Genomic DNA, 23,605 nt, shown 5'->3' with positions numbered 1-23,605 from the left:
AAGTCTCCGTATCTCTCCCGCAAGGGGAGAGAAATCTATGACCGCAAAGGGGTCGGTTCCTGAATGGCAGCAATTTTCCGGGAGCGGGGCAAAGCCGCCATCAGCGGCCTGATCTCAGTGGTGACTGCTGTCGACCAGACCCGGTCGCTTGGATCAGTAGCGTTGAACGTCAGTCCTAGCCGAAAGCGGCCAATCGCGTTGGGCGAAGCGAGCCATCGGCAATGCGCCCCATTATCGGTCCTCCGATCCCAGCCGCCCCGCACCCAAGTGGTCATTCATTGATGTCGTGGCTTATTACGCGTATGTCATTGTCGATTGCGAACTGGACGAGCGTTAACATCTGTTCTCAGAAGCCAGGGGCTCCCGACCGGTGGGTTGTTGGAGCCGGTCCGCGATCTGATCAACTTTGCGTTTCGCGACTACATCGCCGAGGCGGCGAGCATGGGGGTTCAGCCATGAAGCCGTTCCGATGGAAGAATTGCTTCGCCGACGTGCAGGCCAGCAAGCACGACATGACCATTGAAGCCTATTTTCAGGACGTGATTGTGCCGGCGCTCGCCACGCTTGAAGCCAAGATCGACGAGCTGGAGAACAGTGACTTGCCCGGTGCGGTCTTCGCAAAGGCCGACATGGAGGAGGTTCGTCTCGAAACGATGCGCGCCTTTGGCCTGTCCATCCAGTCGATCTGGGAGCGTCAGCTACGCAGTTATCTCCTGGGCTGCGCGAAGGATCTTAGACCGGGCGAGCCCTTCGCCACCAAGATCGAGAATGCGAACTGGAAAGAGCTGCAGAAGCTGTTTCGCGGCCTGCGAGGCATTGGCCTCGATGCGTTTCCGAGTTTCGAGGTGCTCGATGCGCTTCAACATCTCGGCAACGCCTGTCGACACGGCGACGGCGATTCCGCAGCCGAGCTGGCGCGGCGTTACCCGGACTTCTGGCCTATCATCCCACCGATGCCGCCGGGCTTCGGAGCATCGCTGCCAAGCCCGCCCCGCGTGGCGCAGATGCGGATTCCGCTGCATTGCCTCCACGAGTTCGTCGCCGCGATCGCGAGATTCTGGCGCGATGCCGAATATATCTACAATGAGAGCATTGAGCGGAAAGACCCTGGGCTCGAGGCTCGCCTCGTGCGCGAACGGGCCGAGCGCGATTGGCTTCCGTCGGCACCGGGGGACAGCAACTGATGGGGGCCAGCCCAGCCTTGATCAGCGCGGTCGAAGCGCTGTGGCGCGTACCGCGCCCCGGACCGAATAACCTCCTGGCCGCTTCCGCCTTCACCGCGGTGAGTGACGTTTGCCGCGCCGACTATGGCGGCGACAAGCCGGTCTTTGCGCTGAGCACGGCCATCCGTTCGCTCGGCGTTCCCTGTTGGCTACCCGCCGGCCATGCCAGCCTGTCGGTCGATCCGCGGAGCGCCGCCAATGCGATCGACCATGCTTTCACGCGACGGGCGATTACACGGCGACATTTGTGCCCGCTCGATCTCGCCGACGATCTTCCGCCGCTTGCCTTCGGTCAGGCCCGGCTTGCCCGATTCAGCGCGGACGAGTTGTCGCAGATGTTCGACGCGGAACGCCTGGCACGCAATTTTCCGACCCAGCCGATTGACGCAAAACGCCTCGCGCAATTCCAATGGCTGGTGATCGAAGAGAGCCTCGCGGTGAACGATGGAGCTGAAGCCCGGGCGGCACCCTTCATGTACATGGCGATGAACCGCGACTTCGGCGAAATCGACCCGCATCTTGGCCGCTTTCCACCGCCGGTGGAGGCGGCGCTATTCTTCCTACTGCTTGCCCCATGGGAGCAATGGTCGACGATGCAGGAGGTCGATTGGCGCGGCTTTCGCGTCCCTTGGATCTACACGCTCAACGATGACCTGTTCGTCCGGCCGTCGCCGCCGCCCAATCCCGACAGCCTCACGCTCGAGCCGTGGATAGTAGAGGATCATTGGGGCGAAGAGGTCGAACTCGAGCGACCGACGGTGCTGCCATTGGATGACGAAGCCAAGGCGGGGTTCGCGTTGTTCACCGATGCCGCGTGGCGGGAGCTTGAGGCGGCCCGATCGACGAACTTGTTCGAAACGCCGATCGCCCATTTTCTGGTTCGCGCCTTTTTGGCCGACGGCATGGATGAAGTGATGGCCCATATGACCGCAATCGAAGCGGCGATGGGGCTAGAGATGGATCACAAGAAATCGATGCGGCCGAAGCCCGATAAGCATAAAGGCCGCTCGGCTACTGACCGCGTTGCCGCCCGGATCGCCGCGCTCCTGAACGATCCAAACGCCGTTCGCGACTATCGCCACCTGTTCGAGCTGCGCAGCACCTTCGTCCATGGGCGCGCAGGCATTCAGAAGGTGTCTACCGCCGAGCGGGTGTTGGCGCGCGGCCTCGCACGCGGTGTCGCGCGCGGACTAGTCGGGGCCGCCGCGTCACCTGTGCGTTCCCGCGAAGAAGCCTTGGCCGACCTGCTCAATCGAGGCGTGCAGTATCTTTGAGGCGGCGGCGATTTCGTCGAACTGACGTGCGAAACGACCTCTAAATTGCGAGGCTCTTCGATCATATTGAGGACATGGACACGCTCGAACCCCTCGAAACCTTCGTGCTCGATGAAGCTGCCATCGCGAGCTTCGTGAAGCTGCAGCGGACCTTCAACGGCTGGAAGCAGGATATGCTCGCCGCCGAGGCCGGCGTGTCGCTGGCGACGGTGTCGCGGGTCGAGCGTGGTCTGAAGGTGCGGCCGGCGCAGCTTCGCAAGCTCGCGCGCGCCTTGGGCAAGCCCGAGGACGAGTTTCTGCGCGTGCGTGTCCGCCCCACTCCTGAGGAGGCCGCCGCCAACTTCGTCGAAATGTTCGCCTGGACCGAGGGCCGCGTGCCCGTCGCGGTCGCGCCGTTAAGGACCGAGCATCAGCTGCGGACGATGCTCGCCACCTTCAGCCTGCTGCTCGATTCCGATCTTGACGACGACGCAGCCGGCGACGTTGCCGAGCTGCGCGAGTGGTTCGGTCTGGCGACCTTCGTCCAGGCCGAGCGCGAGGGCGTGATTGGCCCGAAGCCCGATCGCGATTTCCGCGTGCGTCGGCTGTGGCGCGATGTGCTCGACTGTGTCGAGCGGCTCGAACGCAGCCATGCCGCGGTCGTGCTCACCGGAACCTATGCTGCCGAGCCGCTGATGGGCGGCGAGCCGATCATGATCGCCATCATCGCGATCCGCTCACGCCGCCGCAATCCCGCAGCGAGCACGATCACGACGTTGTGGGCGGACGCCAAGGTCGACGAGCGGCAGATGGTCGCCGACTATTTCGAAGGGCTCGATTGATGGCCGGGACGAGCAAGCCTCTCGATCGCTTCACGGGGGCATTTCTGGAAGAACTGGGGCGCTGGTCGGCCCGGCTGGTGATCGCGGCGGTGATCGCACTCGGGAGCGGCTTTATCGTCCTCCCGAACTGATCAGGCTTTGTCGCCTTCGATTTGCTTCGCGTCCTTCTCGGCCCGGTAGGCTTCGACCCGTCCCTTTGTTGCCGCGTCGATCATCGCCAGCTGTTCGCGCGCGGCGTCGAGGCGAGCCTCGTCCATCGGCTCCGTCATGATGTGCGCGTATCGCTCATCAAGCGCTCCAAGAACGCCATCGAACGAAAAGTCGTTCTGACGGGCGCGGCGAAACACCCATTGCATCATGCGCCAAGAGTCTGCGCCGATCTCCTTTTCGCGATGAAGCCGGTTGAATAGCCACATGATAACGTCGGTGACCTGGATGCCCGGACTGGCTTCGGCGGCCGATATCTCGAAGGTGCTGCCGCCGGCGCGCTGTGCCTTGAACATCTCGCCCATCATCAGCGGCACACGCTCCGGCGACGCATTGGCGTAGAGATCATGCCACCAGCGAAGCGCGGCTTCGAACTCGCTCTGTCGGTCGTGCCGGATTCGCCGGACCGGCCGTCGCCAGGCCTGCGACTGCACCTCCACGCCGTCCATCAGATTGCCGAACCCGACGAGGTTGGGAAGATGGCCTTGGCGAGCGATGCGGCCGTCAGAATGGAAGTAGATTGCTTCCGGGTTTTCCCGAGCCCATTCGATGGCGGGGCCTAAGCGCTCGACGAAGCCCTTATCCTGGACACCAGGTAGGAGCGCCAGAACATCATCGCAAAATTGGATCATGCCGCCGCGGGCGCGATCGGGGTTGGTCTCCATCATCGACGACCAGAAGTCTCGCGCCATGTCCTCGGTTACGATCTCGGCGAACTTGACCGCGAACGTGATCCTGAGCGGGCGCATGAGATAGATGTGCGGCGACGCGGCGCGGTTCTCGCCAGGGTCAAACAGCAGATCGAACATCTTGGTGGCGACGATATACCGCTTCTCGACCCGTGAGACGAAGAAGCGCGGATCAGCGCGCTGCAGTAGCTTATGGAGCGGACGGGCAATCTCCTCAATCCGCGCCACGCCGAGCTTGGCGGCGTGGAGCTGGGTATCGCCGACGGCGCGCGCGAGGTTGGCGATCGGCTTGGTGTAGATGGCGTCGAAATCGGTGCGCGTCATCAGAGCAACCGTCAGGAAGATCGGCTGCGCCTCATCAAAGAGATGGGCACCGGTATTGCCGGATTCGTCTACGAACACATACATCCCGATTCCATATCCGTTTCTCCGAAAGCGAACCAGTGAGGGCGGCCAATCAAGGAGATGATATCGTTGGCCGCATTTAGTACCATGCCAGTGTAGCCTTCGGTGAGCGCCAGGTTTTGGCGATGTTCCTGCCGTTAGACCCGTCGTGCGGCAACGGCAGGATTGTCCCAAACCTGGTCGATGCAGCGGTAAAACTGTGCGCGATCACATAGCAAAGGTGGCGCTCTGGATCGTCGCGGCGCGTCGACAGGGTCGGGGCGAGCCGATCTCTTGCGCCCTTGAACCTCCAAGCGCAGATGGCAACACGTCGGCCAGCGTTCGGGCCATACTGCGGGAGCTTGCTAAACCGCGGCCGTTCACATCCATCGCCTAGCAGACGGCCCATGCCATGCCTCGGTGCAGCAACGATAAGGAAAGGGGGACGGGGGGAGTCGATCCAGCAAAGGAGATCGACATGCCCGTAAGCCCCCTGGATATCGAAAGACGCATCAAGGCCCTGCGCAGTCACGCACGGTAGGAGGTGCGGGGCGCGCCATACGCCATATATGCGCTGCTCGATCCCGGCGATCCCAATCAATTCAGTGAGCCCGGCCCGTTCGACGGGACGCCTTTTTATGTCGGGCAGAGCTGCAAGATCGAAGATCGGATTGCCGCCCACCTACGGTCGTCTCAGCACCTCACGGCAGATTCACGACTGGTGCATCGCCATATTGCCTGGCTGCTCGGCATTGGTCGGCTGCCACGGGTCGCCATTCTCGATACAGCGCAAACCCGCAGCCAGAGCCTGATGGCAGAACTGCGTTGGGGACAGCACATGCTGCGCGCAGGGTTCGAGCTGGCGAACAATAGTTCTGATTTCGCAAAGCTGATGAGCGTTTCCGAACTCGAATTCTGGCTCGATCACAGTCGGGCCCAAATGCTGGCGAGCGACGCGATACGGGAGGATATCGCAATTGTTCACACGTGCACATGTGGGCATGAGGACAGATGGATCGACCCCGCCGAACATGCCCTATTCCGAACGCAGCGACTGCGTCTCACCCGCATTGCTGCAGAAACCCGGAAATGTCCCGGCTGTGGGAACGACTGCGAATGGCGGCTCGATGATTGGAACCTCTTGAAGGCTTTCGGAGCGCGCCCCGGTAATGGGGGCCGTCGCGAAAATCCTAATTAATGCGACAAGCTCCGAGCCGCCTGATCCTGCTCTTGGATCGATGTCGCAAAAGTTGGTTGCAGAATTGAAGAATTTCGCGCCATATCTGCGACATGCTGATTGGCTATGCCCGCGTTTCGACCGATGATCAGGATCTCCGGCTTCAGCGCGGCGAATTGCAGCGCGCTGGCTGCGAGCGCCTGTTCGAGGAAAAGCTGTCTGGTGCCAGGCGTGATCGGCCCGAGCTGCAACGCATGCTCGACCACCTTCGCGCCGACGACGTGGTGGTCATGACCCGGCTTGACCGCCTTGCCCGATCCACTCGCGACCTTCTCGAGATCGCCGAGCGGCTCAACACGATCGGCGCCGGTCTGCGGTCGATAGCCGAACCCTGGGCGGACACCACCTCACCCGCAGGCCGCATGGTGCTGACGGTGTTCGCCGGCATTGCCGAATTCGAGCGCGACCTTATCCGCGAGCGGACATCATCGGGCAGGGCGGCGGCTAAGGAACGCGGCGTCCGGTTCGGCCGACCCGCAAAACTCAGCCCCGATCAGATCGCGCTCGGCCGCCGGCTCATCGAAGAGGGGCGATCGGTGCGTGAAGTGGCGAAAGTCCTCAATTGCCACCATGCGACGCTGTACCGCCAGCTTCGGTAGACGTCTGCAAAGCCTTGGCGATCCACGCCTTCCTGCCCTATGCTTCTCCCATGAACCCCGTAGAAATCGGCGACGCCATAACCGACCTCGCGCAGCAGCCGTTCGACGCTGCCGAGTTCCCGTTCCAGTTCCTCGAAGCCTTCGGCAACAAGAAGACCGCGATCGACCGGCTGCGCAAGGGCAACACCAATCCGGGCGGCCTTGTCGAAGGCGTCACGCTTGCAAACCTTTTGACCACAGAACCGCGCCCGCGCAATCCGATGCTTGCTGATGCGATGAAGCGTGTCGGCGTGGTGGAGCGATCCGGTCGCGGCGTCGACAAGATTTACCGGGGTATGTTGACCTTCGGCCGGCCGGAACCGGATTACAGCCGCACCGACCGCGGTAATGTGATTTTGCAGCTTTCCACCATGGAGGTGGATGAGGCGTTTCTGCATCTCGTGCTGGAGCAAGGCCCCAGCCTTCCGATTGATAGCCTGATCGCGCTGTCAGTGCTGCGGGGACAAAAGCGGGTGAGTGCTGATGAGTTGGCTCAGCACATCCACCGGGATGCTGCGCAGGCGAGGCGAACCCTCGAGAAACTGCTCGAGGCAGGCGTGGTGCAGGCTCACGGGCAAACGCGCGGACGAAATTACACCCTTTCACCCGGTGTTTACCGTTCCCAGGGCGACCAGGCAGCCTATACCCGCCAAGCTGGTTTCAGCCCCTTGCAGCACGAGCAGATGATTTTGAGCTATGCCCAGCAGCATGGACGCATTCGGCGCAGCGAGGCGGCGGACCTGTGTCGCTTGACCGTGACACAGGCTTCCAAACTGCTGCGTAGATTGGCGAACGAGGGCAAATTGGCCATGGTTGGCGAGCGTCGGGGGGCCCACTACACGCTTGGTTCGGAGGCGCAGATATGAACCGAGTTATGCACCCTTATGCACTTTTATGCGCCGTTACGGCACACAGAAGCGATTATCGACGAGATCGAAAGTGCTGTACCCGGAGCTTTCACCGGGGTTGCACCGGAGACACAACCTGGAAAGGAGCCCTAAATGCTTGAAAAAGCTGGCGCACCCGACAGGATTCGAACCTGTGACCTCTGCCTTCGGAGGGCAGCGCTCTATCCAGCTGAGCTACGGGTGCATGGTGCCATGCGGCGTGCATTGTTGCGCGCGGGCGGCCGCTTAGCAAGAGGCGGGGCGCGGCGCCAGCCAATTGTGCCCGGCCTCCGCGTGCGTGGCGAGACGGGGCTTAACCAATCGGCAAGCATGCGCCCATAGGCTTGCAAGCATGGCAACGCTCCCGCCCGAGCCGATTCTCCCCGGCAGCCCCGTCCACGACGCGGCCCCGCAAGCGCCCGCGCCCGAGGTGCTGGCCGAGGCGCTCGTCGCGCTCCACGGCAAGGCCGCCGCGCTGGCGATGCTGGCGCGCCTCGCGCCCGAGCCGGTCGAGATCGGCGGCGAGTTGGGCGCGGTGATCGCCCGCGCGACCCCGTGGCAGCGCGCGCTGGTCGCGCAGACCGCCGCCGATTGCGCCGCGATGCTCGAGTGCGGCCTCGCCGCGCTCGGCACCCTCACCCGCCGCGGGCAGGACACCGCCGCACCGGCGCTCGTGCTGTGGCGCGAGTTCCATGCCGCGCGCGCGGCGATGGTGATCGTGCTGCAGACCTCGGCAACCGAACCCGCTTGACCGCGTTCCACTTTCGTTCCAACGCTGGACCATGTCCGGCGCACCGTCCCCGATCACCGATTCGCCCGTCCTCACCGCCAGCGACGTCGCGCGCGGGATCGGGCGGCTGTTCGCGAGGAACGACATCTGGTGCCTGCCGGAGGTGCCATTGAAGAACGGCCGCCGCGCCGATCTGATGGGGATCGATGCCAAGGGCCTTGTCGTGATCGTCGAGATCAAGGTCGCGCGCGCCGATCTGCTCGGCGATGCCAAGTGGCCCGACTATCTCGATTTCTGCGACCGCTTCTACTGGGGCCTGCCCCCCGCGCTCGACCGCGCGCCGTTGGAGAGCGAGGCCTATCGCCCGGAGACCTGCGGGGTGATCGTCGCCGATGGCTACGATGCCGAGATCCTGCGCCCCGCCGCCCTGGAACCGCTCGCCGCCGCCCGGCGCAAGACACAGGTCGAGCATCTCGCGCGGATCGCGATGCGGCGGCACATGGCGCTGCTCGATCCGCTGTGCACTTCGCTCGACGCCCCTGGCTGAGTTAGGCCTGTCGCGCGCACAGGATTTGCGGCATAGCTCGGCGCGCCATGCTCCCCGCCGACACCCCCGTCCCGCTCGCGCTGCTGATCGTCAGCCTCGCCGTGACGGCGATCGTCGCGCTGCGCTACGTGCTGACGAGCGGGCTGTTCGCCTTCGCGACCGCGCGAATGCGCCCCGGGCTCTACGCGGGCAAGCGCGCGCAGATCGGGCGGGAGATCCGCTGGTCGCTGCTCTCGGCGGCGATCTACGGCACGCCGGCAGGGATCGTGCTGTGGGGCTGGAAGCACCACGGCTGGACGCTGATGACCGCCGATTGGGCTGCGCTGCCGCTGTGGTATCACCCGCTCTCGGTGCTGATCTTCCTCTTCGTGCAGGACACCTGCTTCTACTGGAGCCACCGCTGGATGCACCGGCCGAAGTGGTTCCGGATCGCCCATGCGGTCCACCACGACAGCAAGCCGCCGACCGCCTGGACCGCGATGAGCTTCCATCCGATCGAGGCGGTCACGGGCGCGGTCGTGGTGCCGGTGCTGGCGTTCCTCGTGCCGATCCATGTCGCCATGCTCGGCCTGGTGCTGACCATCGCCACGGTGATGGGGGTCACCAATCACATGGGGTGGGAGATGTTTCCGCGCTGGCTCGTTCATTCGCCGCTAGGGAACTGGCTGATAACCGCCAGCCATCACGAGCGTCATCACGAGGAATACAGATGCAATTACGGGCTCTACTTCCGGTTCTGGGACCGGGTCTGCGGCACCGACAGGGGGCTCTCCAAGCGGATCGTGGCCGAGGCCGGGCACGCCGGGCGGGCCGCGACATGAAGCGTGCGCGGGCGCTCGCCCTGGCGGGCTTCGCGGGCGGGCTTGCCGCGGCGGCTCCGGCGCAGGCGGGCGAGGTGGTGATCACCGTCACCGACGTGCGCTCGACCAAGGGCGTGATCCGCGCCTGCATGACGACGCGCAAGGACATCTTCCCCAAATGCATCAACGATCCCGATGCGCACCGCACCGTGGTCCCCGCCTCCACCAGGGAGATCCGCTTCACCGGGGTCAAGCCCGGTGCCTACGGAATCGCGCTGCTGCATGACGAGAACAACAACGGCAAGGCCGACCGCGCGCTCGGGATGGCGCCCAAGGAAGGCTACGGCTTCTCGCGCGACGCCCCGGTGCGCATGGCCCCGCCCAAGTTCGCCGACGCAGTGATGCAAGTGGGCGAGGGCACGAGCCGCGTGACGATCAAGATGAGGTATTTTCTGTAAGAGCCACCTTCGATTCCTGCGTTTCGCGTCAGCGAAACCGCACACAAAGACTCCCCGCCCGCTTAACGCGATCTTTACCACGCCGCGCCAGAACGGGCTGACACAGGTTCACCAAGGGGCGGATTTACAGCCATGGACACTCTGCGCGGCACCTTCGGTTCCGATTCGTCCGCGGATCGCAGCTGGGAGGAAAGCGAGGACGAAGGCCTCGAGCCGGCCCGCACCCGCGATCTTCCGCCGCTTGCCATCGGGCAGGACGAGCGCCGCATGCAGGTGCGCGCCTACAATCACTGGGCGAGCCTGCTGGGCGACAGCCTGTTCCCCGATATCGACGACCTCGATCCGGCTGACCTGCCCGACTTCGGCCCGCATTCGGTGCTGCTCGATTTCTCCTTCGGGATCGACAACCCGGGGGTGCGTTTCCTCGGCGAGAAGCTCGCGCGGGAATGCAACGCCCACGGCGCGGTGATCACCCGCCTGTCCGACGTGCCGCCGCGCTCGCTGCTCAGCCGCATCACCGATCATTACATGCAGATTCTCGCCAACCAGGCGCCGATCGGGTTCGAGGCCGAGTTCGTCAACCACGCCGGGGTCGCGATCCTCTATCGCGGAATCCTGCTGCCCTTCTCGAGCAACAACGAGACGATCGACTTCATCTACGGCGTGATCAACTGGAAGGAGATGGCCGACCAGCTGACCGCCGACGAGCTGCTGCTCGAGATCGACCAGGCGCTCGAGCTCGATGGCGCGCTCGAACTCGAGGACGAGATCATCGAGGAACCCGCGCCGCGCATCGCCGAGCCGGTCACCGACTGGGCGGATTCGCCCGCGCACGAGGATGAAGCCGACGTCGCCGCCTCCGAGCCCGCCGATTACAACGATTTCGCCGCGGATTTCGCCAGCCTCGCCCCGCGCGGGGACGTGCCGGACGCGGATGTCGCGCTGCCCGATTTCAGCCAGTATGCGCTCGACGATCCCGATGAGGAATATGACGAGGACGAAGGCGAGGGCGAGGAAGCCGGCTACAATTTCGCCTCGCTCGCCGATTACATCGAGGCCCCTGCCAAGAAGGCGATCGACCTCACCGCGCTCGACCCGCTGCCCCACGCCGACGCGCCGCCCGAGGCCGATTTCGGCGCCGATTTCGGGCCGGTGCCCGAACCGGAGACGATCTTCGCTCCCGAGCCCGCACCCGTGCCGGTGTTCGATCAGGCGGAGGATGCCGAAGCGCTCGCCATGACCGGCGAGGCCGATGAGGCCGACGAAGCCCTTGCCGCCTTGGCCGACGATCTGCCCGAGGACGCGGGCCTCCACGATTGCCTCGCCGCCGCGCGCGAACTCGCCCGCGCTGCCGACAGCACCGAGGACCGCAGCCGCTCGGCGCTCTATGCCGCGGTCAGCCGCGCCTACGACTTCTCGCTTGCCGCTGCGCAGGCGCCCGAGGACTATGCCGAACTGATCGCCGACGCGGGCCTCACCGTGCAGGAGCGCGCGCCGATGACCCCGGTGGTCAAGCTCGTCTTCGGGCAAGACTACGACAAGACCCGGCTCACCGAATATGCCGCGGTGCTGACCCATGCGCACCGCCTCCAGCTCGAGCGTGGGAGCCTCGCGGACTATCTCGCCCAGACCGAGGGCGGGGTGAAGGCGATCGTGAAGGCCGAACGCCGTCTGCGCCGCGAGGAGCAGGGCAAGCCGGTCGAGGATGCCCACGCCGTGCGCGAGGCGCTCGCCCAGGCGCTGCGCGCGCTCGAGGCGATCAGCCTCGAGGATCTCGACGGTGCAGGGCCGGAATTCGCGCTGGCGCTGATTCGCCGCGACGAGATCGGCTGCGCGGAAATCCTCGGCGAGGTTCCCGAGGACATCGCGCTGATCGAACGCGCGGCAAGGAAGCTGGTCGGGTAATCCCGCAAGTCGCTCCCCGTTGCGCAGCAATGGGGAGACGGCACTGCAGTGCGGTGACGGAGGGGTTCTCCCTTCGCCGCGCCGCGCCATTCCTCCGTCAGCCGCCTGCGGCGTCTGCCACCTCCCCATCCTTGCACGACGGGGAGGGACGGATGCCCCACCTTCAGATTGCGTTCAGCCGCCAGTCCGGTAGGGTGTCCGCGATGCGCGGTCGCCCCCACCCCCTCGCCTACCTGCTGGCCCTGCTCGCGAGCCTGATCTTCGCCGCGCACCCGGCGGCGGCGCAATCGATCCTGCGCGATGCCGAGACCGAGCAGCTCCTCAAGGACATGCTCGCTCCGCTGGTCGAAGCGAGCGAACTGGAGCCCGGCAATGTCGAGGTCGTGCTGATCAACGATGGCTCGATCAACGCCTTCGTTGCGGGCGGGCAGGCGATTTACGTCCATTCGGGGCTGATCGGCGCGGCCGATACGGCCAACGAGGTGCAGGGCGTGCTCGCGCACGAGCTCGGCCACATCACCGCCGGACACGCGGTCCGTTTCGAGGAGCGCACCAAGGCCGCGAACGGCATCTCGATCCTCTCGCTGCTGCTTGGCGTCGGCGCGGTGCTGGCGGGAGCGGGGGATGCGGGGCTCGGGATCCTCGCCGCCGGGCAGCAGGCCGCGATCGGCAGCTTCCTGTCGTTCAACCGTGATCAGGAAGCCGCGACCGATCTTGCCGGATACCGCTACCTTTCGGGCGCGGGGATCAGCGGCAAGGGCATGATCACCTTCTTCGAGAAGCTGCGCGGCAACGAGATCCGCGCGGGCTACAGCCAGGCCGACGAGGCCGCCTATTCGCGCACCCACCCGCTCACCGGCGACCGGATCCAGGTGCTGCGCGGGCTGCTCGAGAGCGATCCTGCGTGGGACACGCCGCCCGATCCCGAATTGCAGCAACGTTTCGTGCGCGCCAAGGCCAAGCTCTACGGCTTCCTCGCCGAGCCGCCGCGCACGCTCGCCGCCTATCCGCCGTCCGATACCAGCGCGGCCGCGCGCTATGCCCGCGCCTATGCCTATCACAAGGATGCGCGCATCGACATGGCGATCGCCGAGACCGACGCGCTGCTCGCCGCCGAGCCCGACAATCCGTGGTTCCTCGAGCTGAAGGGGCAAGTGCTGCTCGAGAGCGGCCGACCCCGGGAGGCACTCGCCCCGCTGCGCCGCGCGACCGAGCTGACGCTCTCGCACCCGCTGATTGCAGGCCTGCTCGGCCATGCCCTGATCGCGACCGAGGACCCGGCCAATTTCGCCGAGGCCGAGGGCGTGCTGCGCGCCTCGGTGCAGAAGGACCGCTACAATCCCTTCGCGTGGTATCAGCTGGGCGTGGTCTACGAAGCGCGCGGCGATATCCCGCGCGCGCGGCTCGCGAGTGCCGAGGTGCAGGTGATGAACCGCCAGTATCCGCAGGCGCTCGCCAATGCGCAGGCGGCCGAGGCCTACCTCCCCTATGGCTCGCCCGACTGGATCCGCGCGCAGGATGTCGCGCTCGAAGCGCGCGCCGAACTGGAACGCGTGAAGAACCGGCGCTAGGCTGGCGCCGACCCTTCCGCTATCAAAGGCCGCCATGTCCACCGACGAACCCTCGACCTTGCGCAACACGCTGCTGACCGCATTGCTGGCGTTGACCTTCGGTTTTCTGGGCGCGGCGGCATGGTCATACTCGGGCCTTGCCGACAACCGCACGCGTAGCTTCCTCCTCTCCAATCCCGATTTGCTACCGCAGATGGCGGCGGCCTATGAGGAGCAGGAAGCGGCCAAGCGGCTCGCCAAGATGGGCGGTGAGGTGTTCGAGGAGTTCCCCGGCGTCGTGCTCGGCAACCCCGATGGCAAGCGCGTGCTGGTCGAGTTCACCGATTACCAGTGCCCCTATTGCGAGGCGAGCCTCAAGGACGTGAAGCGGCTGGTGGCCGAGGACCCTGACCTCAAGGTCGTGATACGCGAATGGCCGATTTTCGAAGGTAGCGACGCGGCCTCGCGCATGGCGCTGGCGGCAGGAATCCAGGGCAAGTATCCCGCCTTCCACGATGCGATGTTCAAGACGAACGACATCGAGGCGGCGGCCAAGGCGGCCGGGCTCGACATGGCGCAGGCGCAAGCCGATGCGGCCTCGGAGGCGGTGACGAACGAGATCGCCAAGAACCTCGAACAGGCGCGCGCGCTGGGCTTCACCGGCACCCCGGCATGGATCGCGGGCAAGAAGCCGATCGGCGGGGCGGTCGGCTACGAGAAGCTCAAGGAAGCGCTCGCCGCCGCCGCCGACACCGCGGGCTGAGAGGCGCGGAGTGATGCGCACGCTCGTGCTTGCCGCATTGCTCGCGACCCCGCTCGCCGCAGCCGATGCGCCGCCCGCGATCGACTATGGCGCCGAACGTGCAGCGATCGCGCGCTACCAGGACGCCAACCAGCGCCTGCAGGACGCCGGCTGGCGGCTCGCCCGCGCCAATGCCGCCTTCTGCCCTGAGGTGATCCCGAGCATCGGCCTGCAAGTGCAGGACATGGCGAGCTATGGCGGGCCCGATGTCGCCCGGGCGGCGCTGGGCCTGACCCGCGACATCGCCGTCAACGCCGCCGCCGCAGGCTCGCCCGCCGCGCTCTCCGGGGCCTTCACCCGCAATCGCGAAATCGTGCAGCTTGAGGGGCTGGATCCCAATGACTGGCCCGCCACCCCCCCGATGGCGTGGGAGCGCACCACCCGCGCGCATGACCATATCGACGCGATGCTGGCCGAACACGGCGGCATCACCATCGCCTTTGCGGACGGCAGCGCGGTGCGCGTCACCCCGGTCGCCGTCTGCGCCACCCGCTTCGATCTCTACGCCGCCGAAACCCGCGCCTTTGCCAACGGGGAGCGGGTGATCTTCGGGATGGGCTCGCCCGCCTTCGGCTATGACGAGCCGGTTTTCGCCGCGCTGGTCGCGCATGAACTGGCCCACAACGTGCTCGGCCACGACGCCTGGCTCGACCGCAACGGACGAAGTAGCAAGAACGTGCGCCGGATCGAGCGCGAGGCCGACCGGCTGGTGCCCTGGCTGCTCGCCAACGCTGGCCATGATCCGGCGGCGGGGGCGGAATTCATGACCCGCTGGGGCAAGGAACACGACGCCGGGCTCAAGCTGCGTCGCACCCACGACGGCTGGGACGAGCGCGCGGAGATGATGGCCGCCGAGGTGCCTCTCGTCCGCGCGGCCATGGCAGCGGAAGGCCGCGCCGATTGGGCGAAGCATTTCCGCCGCGAGATAAACCCCGCGGGCGGGCTCCTCCCCCGTGCCAAGCGTTGAAGCGTTGCCCGGGCACGGCGGCGCGCCCGATTAGAAGTGCCCTCTGCGACGAAATGAGTTAGACCAGCGCGATTATGGCAGTGCTCCAGATCCAGGCGGCGCCGTTCTTCGCGAGCAAGAACCGGGCGTTCTGGAACCTCCAGCTGGCGGGCTGGGGCGCGGCGTTCCTGCTGCGCGCGGTCTCGGCGCTGGCCAATCAGGCACCGCTCGACCTGCTGGCGCTGATCCTCGTCACCACCATCACCGGCTTCTCGATCAGCCTGATCCTCTCGGTGATCTACCGCAAGCTGATCCAGCAGCAACCGCTGGTCACGTGGGGGGTGACTGCGGTCGTGCTGTTCTTCGCCGTGGTGCTGCACGCCTCGATCGATGCGTGGGTGCAGGGGGTCTATTACGCCGGCACCCGCGACACGACGTTCGCGCAAAGGCTGATCGGCCTGCTCTACCTTCCCCTGACCCTGCTCGGCGGGTGGAGCGCGCTCTATTACGCGATCAACTTCTTCCTCACCGTGGAACAGCAGGCCGACCGGCTCGAGCGGCTGGAAGCCCAGGCCACCGCCGCGCAGCTCGCCATGCTGCGCTACCAGCTCAATCCGCACTTCCTGTTCAACACCTTGAATTCGATCAGCACGCTGGTGCTCCTGAAGCAGACCGAGCCCGCCAACGCGATGCTGACGCGCCTGTCGGGCTTCCTGCGGCACACCCTGATTGCCGAGCCGGGCAGCCAGGTCACGCTGGCGCAGGAGGTCGAGACGCTCCAGCTCTATCTCGATATCGAGCGGATGCGGTTCGAGGAGCGGCTGCGCACCCGGTTCGAGATCGAGGACGCCGCGCTCCCCGCGCAGCTGCCCGCCATGCTGCTCCAGCCGCTGGTCGAGAACGCGATCAAATATGCCGTCAGCCCGCAGGAGGAAGGCGCGCAGATCGCGCTCACCGCGCGGGTGGTGGGCGAAAGGCTGCGGCTGACGGTCGAGGATACCGGGCCGGGGGTGGATGACACGCGCCATACGCCTTTGGGCGATCCGTCCGCGCCGCCGGTGCCCGGCCGCCCGGTCTCGACCGGGGTCGGCCTCGCCAATATCCGCAATCGCCTGGCCCAGGCCTATGGCGACAACCACCTGTTCGAAACCAGATCCGAAGCTGGGGGCGGCTTCACCGTGCTGATCGAAATTCCCTTCACCCGCGCCGACAGAGTCGGGGAAGAGGCAGCACCCGCCGTGACAGACATCGGGAATGCCGCGGGCGGGAGCGACAATATCGTCCCCCTCAACCCCCCCCAAAGAACCATCGGAACCACCGCATGACCATCAGAACCATCCTCGTCGACGACGAGAAACTCGCGATCCAGGGCCTCCAGTTGCGGCTCCAGCCGTTCGAGGACGTCGAGATCATCGACACCTGCGCCAATGGCCGCGAGGCGATCCGCAAGATCAAGACCGAGAAGCCCGATCTCGTCTTCCTCGACATCCAGATGCCCGGTTTCGACGGCTTTTCCGTCGTCAAGGGCGTGATGGAGATCGAACCCCCGCTGTTCGTCTTCGTCACCGCTTACGAGGAACACGCGATCCGCGCCTTCGAGGCCAATGCCGTCAACTACCTGATGAAGCCGGTCGACGAACAGAAGCTCGCCGACACCATCGAACGCGTGCGCCAGCGCCTCGCCGAGAAGAAGTCGTCCGAAGATGCCGGGCAACTGCTCGAAGTGCTCAGCGAAATCGCCCCCGAGCGTGCGGCGGATTTCGTCGAGACCGCGACCCCGGCGGCCGAAAGCGCCGACCGCTTCGAAAAGCTCATCAACGTCAAGGACCGCGGCCAGATCTTCCGCGTCGAGGTCGACACGATCGAGCATATCGAGGCGGCGGGGGATTACATGATCATCTCCACCGGCGACAATTCGCTGGTGCTGCGCGAGACGATGAAGGACCTCGAGCGCCGTCTCGACCCGCGCAAATTCCAGCGCGTCCACCGCTCGACGATCGTCAACCTTGACCTCGTCCGGCAGGTGAAGCCCCACACCAACGGCGAATGCTTCCTGGTGCTGGAAAGCGGCGCCGAGGTGAAGGTGTCGCGGTCTTACAGGGATGTGGTGGCGCGCTTCGTGCATTGATGTGTGCGGGGGCTCCTGCGCGCCCCCGTCCTCGGCGCTGTTCCTCCGCTACGCTCCGGGCGCCTGCGGGCGGCCGTTCGGCCTTGCGGACCCTACGGGTCCGAGATTGCGCCCCTCATCGTCCATTGACCTTCCCCCTCGTCATTGCGAGGAGCGTAGCGACGAAGCAATCCATGGCCTGATGCTCCATTCGGCGCGGGCGGGCCATGGATCGCCGCGAGCCTGTCGGCCCTTGCGATGACGAAGGATGCGTTGGTGCCAGAATTCACCCTCCCCGGCTTCGACCTCGCCAAGTTCATCCGCGAGACGCTCGCGGAAGACCTGGGCGAGGGACTGCCCGGCGGCGGGCGCGATGTGACAAGCGAGAGCGTCATTCCGGCGGAAGCGCGCTTCACCGGGGTGATGGACAGCCGCGATGCCATCGTCGTCGCGGGGCTTCCGCTCGCCGAGGCGTTCTTCCGGCACCTCGACCCCGAATGCGTGATCGAGCCGCTGGTCACGGACGGTGATGCCGTGCCCGCCGGCACCGACCTGATGCGGATCGAGGGCAGCGCCCGCGCCCTCCTCACCGCCGAGCGCTCGGCGCTCAACATCGTCCAGCACCTCTCAGGAATAGCCACCCTGACCCGCGCCTACGTGGACGCGATGCGAGGGGGCAGCGCGACCTGCACGCTTCTGGATACCCGCAAGACCATCCCCGGCCTCAGGTTCCTCGAGAAATACGCCACCCGTCAGGGCGGCGCGCAGAACCACCGCATGGGGCTGTGGGATGCGGCGATGATCAAGGACAATCATGTGGCGGTCGCCGGAAGCGTCGGCGAGGCGGTGCGACGGGCCAGGGATGCGGGGGTCGCGAGGATCATCTGCGAGGTCGACCGCCTCGACCAGATCGAACCCGCGCTGGCGGCCGGCGCACACCACCTGCTGCTCGACAACATGGACCTCGCCACCCTCGCCGAGGCCGTGGCGCTGGTCGCAGGCCGGGTGCCGACCGAGGCGAGCGGGGGCGTCAATCTCCAGACCATTGCGGCCAAGGCGGCTTCGGGCGTGGACTTCATCTCGGTCGGCCGCCTGACCCAGAGCGCGCCCGCCGCGGACATCGGGCTGGATTTCAAGCCGCTGTGAAACGCGCGCGGGGGCCACGACCGCTGGCGATCCGCGTCTTCGCCGCCGCTTTCCTTGCTGCGGCGGTGCTGCGGCTGGTGCGCGGGCTCGACAATCTCGCGCTGACGCAGGCGGTGTTCGCGGCGCACATGCCTTGGGTATCGTGGAACCGCGACTGGACCATCGTCACCCTCTCGGCCGAGTTTACCATCGCGCTGATCCCGCTGGTGTGGATCTACCTCTTTGCCGCCCCCTTCGCGCGCTGGCTGGTGCTGGGCTTCGGCGCGCTGCGGCTCGCTTTCCTCGACCCGGCCGCGCTGACCGGTGCGGTGCTGGTCGCGGTGGCGATGGCGAGCCTGCTCACCCCCGCCGCCAACCGCTGGTTCACGCGCAAGGAGGAGGAGGATGGCCCTGCGGTGTTCGAATAGCCTCTTCGCCGCAATGACCCTCGCCGTGCCCTCGCTCGCGAGCGCACAGGCCTACCAGTGCCGCGTGCCCGAGGTCGCCGCCGTCCCGCGCGTCACCCCCGACGGCCCGCCGCGCGCCATGCCCGTCACCGGCTACACCCTCGCCTTGAGCTGGAGCCCCGAATTCTGCCGCACCCGCGCCGAGGACCGCACCCAAGCGATGCAGTGCGGCGGGCGGAACGGCAGCTTCGGGCTCGTCGTCCACGGCCTCTGGCCCGAGGGTGCCAAGGGCTGGCCGCAGTGGTGCGGGGCGAGGAAAGCGCTCACCCCGGCGCAGGTCCGGGCTGCGATGTGCATGATGCCGTCCGAACGCCTCGTTGCGCGACAATGGGCCAAGCACGGCAGCTGCATGGTTCCCGACCCCGGCGCCTATCTCAAGGTCACCCGCATCCTGTTCGAGGGCGTGCGCCTGCCCGATTACGACCGCATCGCGCGCGAGGAGGGCCTGACCGCAGGCCGCATCCGCGCCGCCTTCGTCGATGCCAACCCCGGGTGGACCGAGAGCGCGGTGGGCGTCCACCTCAACCCGCGCGGGTGGCTCGAGGAAATCCGCCTGTGCTACTCCAAGCGCTTCCGCCCCGCCCCCTGCACCGCCTCGCGGCGCGGTGCGAGGGACAGCGCGCCCGCGAAGATCTGGCGGGGGTTCTGAGCCTTCGTACAAGGCTTTGGCGCCGCGCGCTCCCGCAGGCTCTTGCGCATATTCAGCGGGCTAGCCATCATCGGGCAATACCTGTTCAACCCTTCACGTAGGTCCCCGACACATGAACGCCGCCCGCAACATCTGGTCCATCGCCTTGGGCCTCCTGTTTCTTCTGATGGTGATCGTCGGCGGGGGGCTGGGGTCCTGCGCGGCCTACAACTCGGTGCGGGTCTGGAACGCCGAGACCGCGGGCGAGGCCGAGCTCGCGCAGGCGCGGCAGAACCGCCAGATCGCCACGCTGGAGGCCGAGGCCAAGCTGGAGAGCGCCAAGCTGCTCGCCCAGGCCGAGGTCGAGCGCGCCAAGGGCGTCGCCGAGGCCAACCGCATCGTTGCCGACGGGCTGGGCGGGCCGGAGGGCTATCTGCGCTACCTCTATATCGAGCACCTCGCGCAGTCGCAGGGGCAGATCATCTATGTGCCGACCGAAGGCGGCCTCCCGATCCTCGAGGCCGGGCGGCTGCGGCCGAGGCCCGCGCCCAAGGCGGAGGAGTAAGGGCGTGGCGTTCGGGCTCGATCACCTCACCATCCTCTCGCGCGATCCCGAAGCGGCAGCGAGCTTCTACGGCTTCCTGCTGCCGCGCATCGGCTTTGCGCAGAAGAAGCGCGGCATCTGGGCCAATGCGGGCGGGCTCCACATCCAGTTCGCCAAGGCCAAGGAGGGCACGGGCGACTATGGCCGCTATGCCCCCGGCCTCAACCATTTCGGCTTCACCGCCCCCAGCGCCGAGGCGGTCGAGGCGCTCGCGGCGGAGCTTGAAGCGGCGGGGATCGAAGCGCGGCTCCAGCATTTCGAGCCCGGGATCACTGCGCTGTTCGTCCCCGATCCCGACGGGCTGCGGGTCGAGATTTCCCATTACCCGCCCGGCGTTCCGCCGGTGCATTGAGGAGGGCAGGCGCGTGTCGTTCGTGGAAAGAGGCGGGCCGCCGGCCCTCATCACGCCCGGGCGGTTGGGGCTGGGCTGTCTCACTCTGGCCCTACTTCTCGTCGGAAGCTGCGCCGCCCATGACTACGGATCGCGCTATGCCTCCTGGGCGGGGCTGGAGAAGGCGGATGTCGTCGCTTCGGCGCGCTGGTATGTACGCGAACGGGCACCGGGGCAGAAGGTGTGCCTTTATGTCGCGACCTGCGACAAGGGCGGGGCGCGGCTGGTGCTGGTCAAGGATCTCGGCGCCTGGGATATCGAGGCGATCCGCCAACTGGCTTGGGATCGGCGGTTCGGCGACGCCTGCCCAGGCAGGACAGCCAATCTGGCGCTGCAGGTAGCAGACGGTGGGCCGGAGCCGCCCTGGGGTGCCGAGCGGGCGGTGTGGGCATTTGGCATCGACCGCTTCCGGCCTTGGCGGGGGCACGATTATGCGGCCTTCAGCGAGCAGCCGGCCGAGCCCTGCACCCCGGAACACGCAGTCGCCGGCTAGCGCCGCTCTCGGAAGAACCCCCGCAGCAATTCCGCCGCCTCGGCCTCGCCGATGCCGGTGTAGACCTCGGGGCGGTGGAGGCACTGGGGCTGGTCGAACACCCGCGCGCCGTGCTCGACCGCGCCGCCCTTGGGGTCGCTCGCGGCGTAGTAGAGCCGCGCGATCCGGGCGTGGGCGATGGCGCCCGCGCACATCGCGCAGGGCTCGAGCGTGACCCACAGCTCGCAGCCGGTCAGGCGCTCGTCGCCGAGCGCCTGCGCGGCGCGGCGGATCGCGAGGATTTCGGCATGGGCGGTGGGATCATGCAGGTCGCGCGGTGAATTGTGCCCCTCGGCGATCACCGCACCGTCCTTCACCACCACCGCGCCGATCGGCACTTCCCCCGCCGCCGCGGCAGCACGGGCGAGGTCGAGCGCGCGGGGCATGAAGCTGCGGAAAGCATCCGCGCTCATGCCCCGCGCGTCCCGGAATGGCTATTCGTCGCCGGTGACGGGCGTCCCTTCGGCATCGTTAGGGCCTTTGACATCGACAGTGGGGACCTCGATCGTCTTCTCTTCTGTGCCGACCTCGACCTCGGCGGTGTCGACGTCATATTCCGGCACCTGACCGCCCTTGACCTCGACCTCGGGCAGTTCGGCTTCCTGGGTCTGGTCGACATCGCACGCCGCAAGCCCGATTGCCAAGGGGGCGATGAGGGTGGTGATGATGATGCGCTTCATGGTCTTTCGTCTCCTTTGGGCCCCGCCTTACGGGCAGGCCGGGACGCGAATGCAGGCGACGGGAGGCTTTGCGGCCATTACATGGGTTACTACCCACCTGCTTGGCGCAGAGTGCGGACAGGGCGCAATCGGCTTGACGATTCGGCCCTGCCCCGTTATGCGCGCCGCTTTCCTTGCCTGGGCACAAGTCTGGGCCGATCCTTTACGAGAAGAGACACACCATGTCGCGCATCTGCGAACTGACCGGCAAGGGCCGCCAGGTCGGCCACAATGTGAGCCACGCCAACAACAAGACCAAGCGCGTGTTCCTGCCCAACCTGCAGAACGTGACGCTGATGAGCGAAAAGCTCGAGCGCAGCTTCAAGTTCCGCGTCTCGACCCACGGTCTGCGCTCGGTCGAGCACAATGGCGGGCTCGATAACTGGCTGCTCAAGACCAGCGACGAGAAGCTCTCGGCCAATGCCCAGAAGATCAAGCGCGAGCTGATCAAGGCCCAAGCCGCAGCGTAATTCCTGCCGCCCCCCGGGGCAGGCGAATCGATCAAGCGTCCGGGTTCCCGGGCGCTTTTTCGTTTGCGGCCGCCTTGTGTGTCTGCGTCGCGCATCAGCGCGACCGTAAGCGAGGACTCTGCGCCGCCGAAGGTGGCCGCCAATCAAACCGCACCAGCAGGCTGCGCTGGAACACCGACATGTTGTCGTCGCTGATGAGCCAGATGGCGCCCCGCGCCGGATCCCGGGCCGAGGGCACGAAGGCGATCCCCTCGAAATTGTCGGCGAAGATGCCGCCGCTCAGGCGCTGGACAAGGCGCGCCCGCCAGGTCTGCCCGGCGCCGATGCGGGCCGGATCGGCGATGGCGATCGCGGTGTCGAAGCGCGCGGGGATCGCATAGCGCACCCGCCGCAACAGGATCAGCACCCGCCCGTCGGGCAGCTGGGTGGCATCGACCGGGTCGTAATCGGCAGGCGCCTCGAACAGGAAGCGCTCCGCGCGGGCCGGGCCGAGCGGATCGCCGGGAAAGCGCAGCCCTTCATGCAGGGTGGCGCTGCCGCGCAAGGTGCCCTCGGCGATCACCACGAAGCGCCCGTCGGCCAGTCGCACCATCGTCTCGGCGCCGCTGTTCTTGCGCCAGTGCGCCATGTCCTGCGGGGCCCGGGTGCGCCGGGTGCCGTCGGGGGCGAGGCGCATCACCAGATTATCGGCCTCGAACCCGGCCCACAGCGTCCCGCTGGCCGGATCGCGGGCGAGGGATTCGAGGTCGACAACCTCCTCGCGCCCGCGGCTGCTGATCCCGACGAAGCGGAAGCTTCCCGCCACCGCACGCGGCGCGCCGCCGGCGAAGTCGATGTCGAGCAGGAATCCGCGGTCGGTCCCGGCGACGAGCCGGGTGCCGCCATCGAACGCCAGTGCCGAAAAGCCGCCGAAGAAGGCATGGCGCGATTCCATTTCCCACACGCCGGTCAGCCTGAGCGGGCCCGAGACGCCCTCGCGGTCGGGCAGGGCGACGGCGCTGACCACCGCGGGCTCGCGACGATTGCCGGTCGGTGTGCGCAGCAGGGTGCCCGGCGCCAGCGCGAGCGTCACCAGCCCCAGCAACAGCAGGCGCGGGCGCAGGCGCGAGGCAGGCCGCGCGCGGGGGCCGTCAGCCTTCATCCTTGCGAAACGTCAGGCGAGGCCGAGCAGGCGCCGGGTCGCGATCTCGCACGAGGCATAGGCTTCCTGCCGCTCGGCGCTCCAGTAGCGCAGCTCGGCGAGCGGGATCGCCTCTCCCGTCACCGCGCACAGCACGTGGCTCCCCGGCCGCAGCACGCGGAAGCTGGAGGGGCCGTAGTAGAGCTTGGCGACCTTGTCGGCGGGAGTCATCAGCATGGCGCCCCTGATAGCACTCCCGGGCTAACCAAACAAATCATCTTGGGCAGGGGTCGGCGAAGGCTTCGCGGGCCGGCGCGGGGCGGGCGGCGATGGGGGAGGTGACG

Annotated in this window: 29 protein-coding genes and 1 tRNA gene; 24 read left to right on the top strand and 6 right to left on the bottom strand. The window is 66.6% G+C overall.

Going from position 1 to position 23,605, the window contains the following annotated elements:
* Positions 1-455: 455 nt before the first annotated feature.
* The 4 genes from AX692_RS04485 to AX692_RS20655 all read left to right on the top strand — a co-directional run bounded on the left by AX692_RS04485 (position 456) and on the right by AX692_RS20655 (position 3,449).
* Complete coding sequence (locus AX692_RS04485) at positions 456-1,184, top strand: hypothetical protein (protein WP_073974415.1); 729 nt, start codon at positions 456-458, stop codon at positions 1,182-1,184.
* Positions 1,151-2,497, top strand: coding sequence for a hypothetical protein (locus AX692_RS04480; RefSeq protein ID WP_230959617.1), 1,347 nt, complete (start codon positions 1,151-1,153; stop codon positions 2,495-2,497). Before AX692_RS04485 ends, AX692_RS04480 begins: the two co-directional genes overlap by 34 nt.
* A gap of 74 nt (positions 2,498-2,571) precedes the next feature.
* The gene (locus AX692_RS04475) at positions 2,572-3,318 is read left to right on the top strand and encodes a helix-turn-helix domain-containing protein (protein ID WP_073974413.1); all 747 of its coding nucleotides are present in this window, start codon (positions 2,572-2,574) and stop codon (positions 3,316-3,318) included.
* Positions 3,318-3,449: a hypothetical protein gene (locus AX692_RS20655; RefSeq protein ID WP_269135518.1), complete on the top strand. Its 132-nt coding sequence runs from the start codon at positions 3,318-3,320 to the stop codon at positions 3,447-3,449. Before AX692_RS04475 ends, AX692_RS20655 begins: the two co-directional genes overlap by 1 nt.
* Here the strand turns inward: AX692_RS20655 and AX692_RS04470 are convergent, their stop codons facing one another.
* The gene (locus AX692_RS04470; RefSeq protein ID WP_073974412.1) at positions 3,450-4,622 is read right to left on the bottom strand and encodes a DUF3800 domain-containing protein; all 1,173 of its coding nucleotides are present in this window, start codon (positions 4,620-4,622) and stop codon (positions 3,450-3,452) included.
* A 520-nt stretch (positions 4,623-5,142) separates the two neighbouring features.
* Between AX692_RS04470 and AX692_RS19490 the strand changes: the two genes are divergently transcribed.
* From AX692_RS19490 to AX692_RS04455, 3 genes are all read left to right on the top strand, one after another.
* On the top strand, positions 5,143-5,796 hold the full coding sequence (locus AX692_RS19490) for a hypothetical protein (RefSeq protein ID WP_155644862.1): 654 nt from the start codon (positions 5,143-5,145) through the stop codon (positions 5,794-5,796).
* A 92-nt stretch (positions 5,797-5,888) separates the two neighbouring features.
* A complete protein-coding gene (locus AX692_RS04460; protein ID WP_073974410.1) occupies positions 5,889-6,434 on the top strand; it encodes a recombinase family protein in 546 nt (181 codons plus the stop codon).
* Between the two features lie 50 nt (positions 6,435-6,484).
* Entirely contained in the window at positions 6,485-7,339 is an 855-nt protein-coding gene (locus AX692_RS04455; RefSeq protein WP_073974409.1) for an ATP-binding protein, read from the top strand.
* Between the two features lie 149 nt (positions 7,340-7,488).
* On the opposite strand, the gene AX692_RS04450 is transcribed toward AX692_RS04455, so the two are convergent.
* Positions 7,489-7,565 (bottom strand) — tRNA-Arg (locus tag AX692_RS04450).
* Positions 7,566-7,712: 147 nt separating this feature from the next.
* On the opposite strand from AX692_RS04450, the gene AX692_RS04445 reads away from it, so the two are divergent.
* From AX692_RS04445 to AX692_RS04370, 16 genes are all read left to right on the top strand, one after another.
* Entirely contained in the window at positions 7,713-8,111 is a 399-nt protein-coding gene (locus AX692_RS04445) for a hypothetical protein (protein WP_073974408.1), read from the top strand.
* Between the two features lie 31 nt (positions 8,112-8,142).
* Complete coding sequence (locus AX692_RS04440) at positions 8,143-8,637, top strand: MmcB family DNA repair protein (protein ID WP_073974407.1); 495 nt, start codon at positions 8,143-8,145, stop codon at positions 8,635-8,637.
* A gap of 47 nt (positions 8,638-8,684) precedes the next feature.
* Positions 8,685-9,458 carry a sterol desaturase family protein gene (locus tag AX692_RS04435; protein WP_073974406.1) on the top strand — a complete coding sequence of 258 codons (774 nt, stop codon included), beginning with the start codon at positions 8,685-8,687 and terminating at the stop codon, positions 9,456-9,458.
* Positions 9,455-9,895, top strand: a complete 441-nt coding sequence (locus AX692_RS04430; protein WP_073974405.1) for a DUF2141 domain-containing protein — start codon at positions 9,455-9,457, stop codon at positions 9,893-9,895. Before AX692_RS04435 ends, AX692_RS04430 begins: the two co-directional genes overlap by 4 nt.
* Positions 9,896-10,027: 132 nt before the next feature.
* Positions 10,028-11,800: a hypothetical protein gene (locus AX692_RS04425; RefSeq protein WP_073974404.1), complete on the top strand. Its 1,773-nt coding sequence runs from the start codon at positions 10,028-10,030 to the stop codon at positions 11,798-11,800.
* A 203-nt stretch (positions 11,801-12,003) separates the two neighbouring features.
* Positions 12,004-13,371, top strand: a complete 1,368-nt coding sequence (locus tag AX692_RS04420; RefSeq protein WP_073974403.1) for a M48 family metalloprotease — start codon at positions 12,004-12,006, stop codon at positions 13,369-13,371.
* Between the two features lie 34 nt (positions 13,372-13,405).
* Positions 13,406-14,113, top strand: coding sequence for a DsbA family protein (locus tag AX692_RS04415; RefSeq protein WP_073974402.1), 708 nt, complete (start codon positions 13,406-13,408; stop codon positions 14,111-14,113).
* A 13-nt stretch (positions 14,114-14,126) separates the two neighbouring features.
* The gene (locus tag AX692_RS04410; protein WP_230959618.1) at positions 14,127-15,119 is read left to right on the top strand and encodes a hypothetical protein; all 993 of its coding nucleotides are present in this window, start codon (positions 14,127-14,129) and stop codon (positions 15,117-15,119) included.
* A gap of 74 nt (positions 15,120-15,193) precedes the next feature.
* Positions 15,194-16,423: a sensor histidine kinase gene (locus AX692_RS04405; RefSeq protein WP_073974400.1), complete on the top strand. Its 1,230-nt coding sequence runs from the start codon at positions 15,194-15,196 to the stop codon at positions 16,421-16,423.
* Positions 16,420-17,226: a LytR/AlgR family response regulator transcription factor gene (locus tag AX692_RS04400; protein WP_073974399.1), complete on the top strand. Its 807-nt coding sequence runs from the start codon at positions 16,420-16,422 to the stop codon at positions 17,224-17,226. Before AX692_RS04405 ends, AX692_RS04400 begins: the two co-directional genes overlap by 4 nt.
* Before the next feature lie 255 nt (positions 17,227-17,481).
* Positions 17,482-18,351 (top strand): carboxylating nicotinate-nucleotide diphosphorylase, encoded by an 870-nt coding sequence (gene nadC / locus AX692_RS04395; RefSeq protein WP_155644861.1) that lies wholly within the window; start codon positions 17,482-17,484, stop codon positions 18,349-18,351.
* Positions 18,348-18,758, top strand: coding sequence for a hypothetical protein (locus AX692_RS04390; protein WP_073974397.1), 411 nt, complete (start codon positions 18,348-18,350; stop codon positions 18,756-18,758). The genes nadC and AX692_RS04390 overlap by 4 nt, the downstream gene beginning before the upstream one ends.
* A gap of 13 nt (positions 18,759-18,771) precedes the next feature.
* Positions 18,772-19,446 (top strand): ribonuclease T2 family protein, encoded by a 675-nt coding sequence (locus AX692_RS04385; protein ID WP_230959619.1) that lies wholly within the window; start codon positions 18,772-18,774, stop codon positions 19,444-19,446.
* 112 nt (positions 19,447-19,558) lie between these two features.
* Entirely contained in the window at positions 19,559-19,990 is a 432-nt protein-coding gene (locus AX692_RS04380) for a hypothetical protein (RefSeq protein WP_073974395.1), read from the top strand.
* 4 nt (positions 19,991-19,994) lie between these two features.
* Positions 19,995-20,381 carry a VOC family protein gene (locus tag AX692_RS04375; protein ID WP_073974394.1) on the top strand — a complete coding sequence of 129 codons (387 nt, stop codon included), beginning with the start codon at positions 19,995-19,997 and terminating at the stop codon, positions 20,379-20,381.
* Positions 20,382-20,394: 13 nt separating this feature from the next.
* Positions 20,395-20,913 (top strand): hypothetical protein, encoded by a 519-nt coding sequence (locus AX692_RS04370; RefSeq protein ID WP_073974393.1) that lies wholly within the window; start codon positions 20,395-20,397, stop codon positions 20,911-20,913.
* On the opposite strand, the gene AX692_RS04365 is transcribed toward AX692_RS04370, so the two are convergent.
* Both AX692_RS04365 and AX692_RS04360 read right to left on the bottom strand, forming a co-directional pair.
* Entirely contained in the window at positions 20,910-21,365 is a 456-nt protein-coding gene (locus tag AX692_RS04365) for a nucleoside deaminase (RefSeq protein ID WP_073974392.1), read from the bottom strand. The two genes, AX692_RS04370 and AX692_RS04365, sit on opposite strands and share 4 nt — an antisense overlap.
* A gap of 21 nt (positions 21,366-21,386) precedes the next feature.
* Complete coding sequence (locus AX692_RS04360; RefSeq protein ID WP_073974391.1) at positions 21,387-21,632, bottom strand: hypothetical protein; 246 nt, start codon at positions 21,630-21,632, stop codon at positions 21,387-21,389.
* 221 nt (positions 21,633-21,853) lie between these two features.
* On the opposite strand from AX692_RS04360, the gene rpmB reads away from it, so the two are divergent.
* Positions 21,854-22,141 carry a 50S ribosomal protein L28 gene (gene rpmB / locus AX692_RS04355; protein ID WP_073974390.1) on the top strand — a complete coding sequence of 96 codons (288 nt, stop codon included), beginning with the start codon at positions 21,854-21,856 and terminating at the stop codon, positions 22,139-22,141.
* 94 nt (positions 22,142-22,235) lie between these two features.
* Here rpmB and AX692_RS04350 read toward each other — a convergent pair whose 3' ends face one another.
* Together AX692_RS04350 and AX692_RS04345 are read right to left on the bottom strand one after the other, a co-directional pair.
* The gene (locus tag AX692_RS04350; RefSeq protein WP_073974389.1) at positions 22,236-23,282 is read right to left on the bottom strand and encodes an esterase-like activity of phytase family protein; all 1,047 of its coding nucleotides are present in this window, start codon (positions 23,280-23,282) and stop codon (positions 22,236-22,238) included.
* Between the two features lie 12 nt (positions 23,283-23,294).
* Positions 23,295-23,498 (bottom strand): DUF2093 domain-containing protein, encoded by a 204-nt coding sequence (locus tag AX692_RS04345; RefSeq protein WP_073974388.1) that lies wholly within the window; start codon positions 23,496-23,498, stop codon positions 23,295-23,297.
* Between the last annotated feature and the right edge of the window lie 107 nt (positions 23,499-23,605).

The sequence above is a fragment of the Erythrobacter donghaensis genome, assembly GCF_001557325.1.
In the GTDB taxonomy this organism is placed as follows: domain Bacteria; phylum Pseudomonadota; class Alphaproteobacteria; order Sphingomonadales; family Sphingomonadaceae; genus Erythrobacter; species Erythrobacter donghaensis_B.
The sequence above is the reverse complement of the archived record's forward strand: the minus strand, read 5'-3'. Positions and strand labels throughout refer to the sequence as shown.

Excerpts from the sequence above, each read along its gene's own strand:
- AX692_RS04485 (WP_073974415.1), top strand. The coding sequence starts at position 456 with ATGAAGCCGTTCCGATGGAAGAATTGCTTCGCCGACGTGCAGGCCAGC.
- AX692_RS04475 (WP_073974413.1), top strand. The coding sequence starts at position 2,572 with ATGGACACGCTCGAACCCCTCGAAACCTTCGTGCTCGATGAAGCTGCC.
- AX692_RS20655 (WP_269135518.1), top strand. The coding sequence starts at position 3,318 with ATGGCCGGGACGAGCAAGCCTCTCGATCGCTTCACGGGGGCATTTCTG.
- AX692_RS04470 (WP_073974412.1), bottom strand. The coding sequence starts at position 4,622 with ATGTATGTGTTCGTAGACGAATCCGGCAATACCGGTGCCCATCTCTTT.
- AX692_RS04460 (WP_073974410.1), top strand. The coding sequence starts at position 5,889 with ATGCTGATTGGCTATGCCCGCGTTTCGACCGATGATCAGGATCTCCGG.
- AX692_RS04455 (WP_073974409.1), top strand. The coding sequence starts at position 6,485 with ATGAACCCCGTAGAAATCGGCGACGCCATAACCGACCTCGCGCAGCAG.
- AX692_RS04445 (WP_073974408.1), top strand. The coding sequence starts at position 7,713 with ATGGCAACGCTCCCGCCCGAGCCGATTCTCCCCGGCAGCCCCGTCCAC.
- AX692_RS04440 (WP_073974407.1), top strand. The coding sequence starts at position 8,143 with ATGTCCGGCGCACCGTCCCCGATCACCGATTCGCCCGTCCTCACCGCC.
- AX692_RS04435 (WP_073974406.1), top strand. The coding sequence starts at position 8,685 with ATGCTCCCCGCCGACACCCCCGTCCCGCTCGCGCTGCTGATCGTCAGC.
- AX692_RS04430 (WP_073974405.1), top strand. The coding sequence starts at position 9,455 with ATGAAGCGTGCGCGGGCGCTCGCCCTGGCGGGCTTCGCGGGCGGGCTT.
- AX692_RS04425 (WP_073974404.1), top strand. The coding sequence starts at position 10,028 with ATGGACACTCTGCGCGGCACCTTCGGTTCCGATTCGTCCGCGGATCGC.
- AX692_RS04420 (WP_073974403.1), top strand. The coding sequence starts at position 12,004 with ATGCGCGGTCGCCCCCACCCCCTCGCCTACCTGCTGGCCCTGCTCGCG.
- AX692_RS04415 (WP_073974402.1), top strand. The coding sequence starts at position 13,406 with ATGTCCACCGACGAACCCTCGACCTTGCGCAACACGCTGCTGACCGCA.
- AX692_RS04410 (WP_230959618.1), top strand. The coding sequence starts at position 14,127 with ATGCGCACGCTCGTGCTTGCCGCATTGCTCGCGACCCCGCTCGCCGCA.
- AX692_RS04405 (WP_073974400.1), top strand. The coding sequence starts at position 15,194 with ATGGCAGTGCTCCAGATCCAGGCGGCGCCGTTCTTCGCGAGCAAGAAC.
- AX692_RS04400 (WP_073974399.1), top strand. The coding sequence starts at position 16,420 with ATGACCATCAGAACCATCCTCGTCGACGACGAGAAACTCGCGATCCAG.
- AX692_RS04385 (WP_230959619.1), top strand. The coding sequence starts at position 18,772 with ATGACCCTCGCCGTGCCCTCGCTCGCGAGCGCACAGGCCTACCAGTGC.
- AX692_RS04380 (WP_073974395.1), top strand. The coding sequence starts at position 19,559 with ATGAACGCCGCCCGCAACATCTGGTCCATCGCCTTGGGCCTCCTGTTT.
- AX692_RS04365 (WP_073974392.1), bottom strand. The coding sequence starts at position 21,365 with ATGAGCGCGGATGCTTTCCGCAGCTTCATGCCCCGCGCGCTCGACCTC.
- AX692_RS04360 (WP_073974391.1), bottom strand. The coding sequence starts at position 21,632 with ATGAAGCGCATCATCATCACCACCCTCATCGCCCCCTTGGCAATCGGG.
- rpmB (WP_073974390.1), top strand. The coding sequence starts at position 21,854 with ATGTCGCGCATCTGCGAACTGACCGGCAAGGGCCGCCAGGTCGGCCAC.
- AX692_RS04350 (WP_073974389.1), bottom strand. The coding sequence starts at position 23,282 with ATGAAGGCTGACGGCCCCCGCGCGCGGCCTGCCTCGCGCCTGCGCCCG.
- AX692_RS04345 (WP_073974388.1), bottom strand. The coding sequence starts at position 23,498 with ATGCTGATGACTCCCGCCGACAAGGTCGCCAAGCTCTACTACGGCCCC.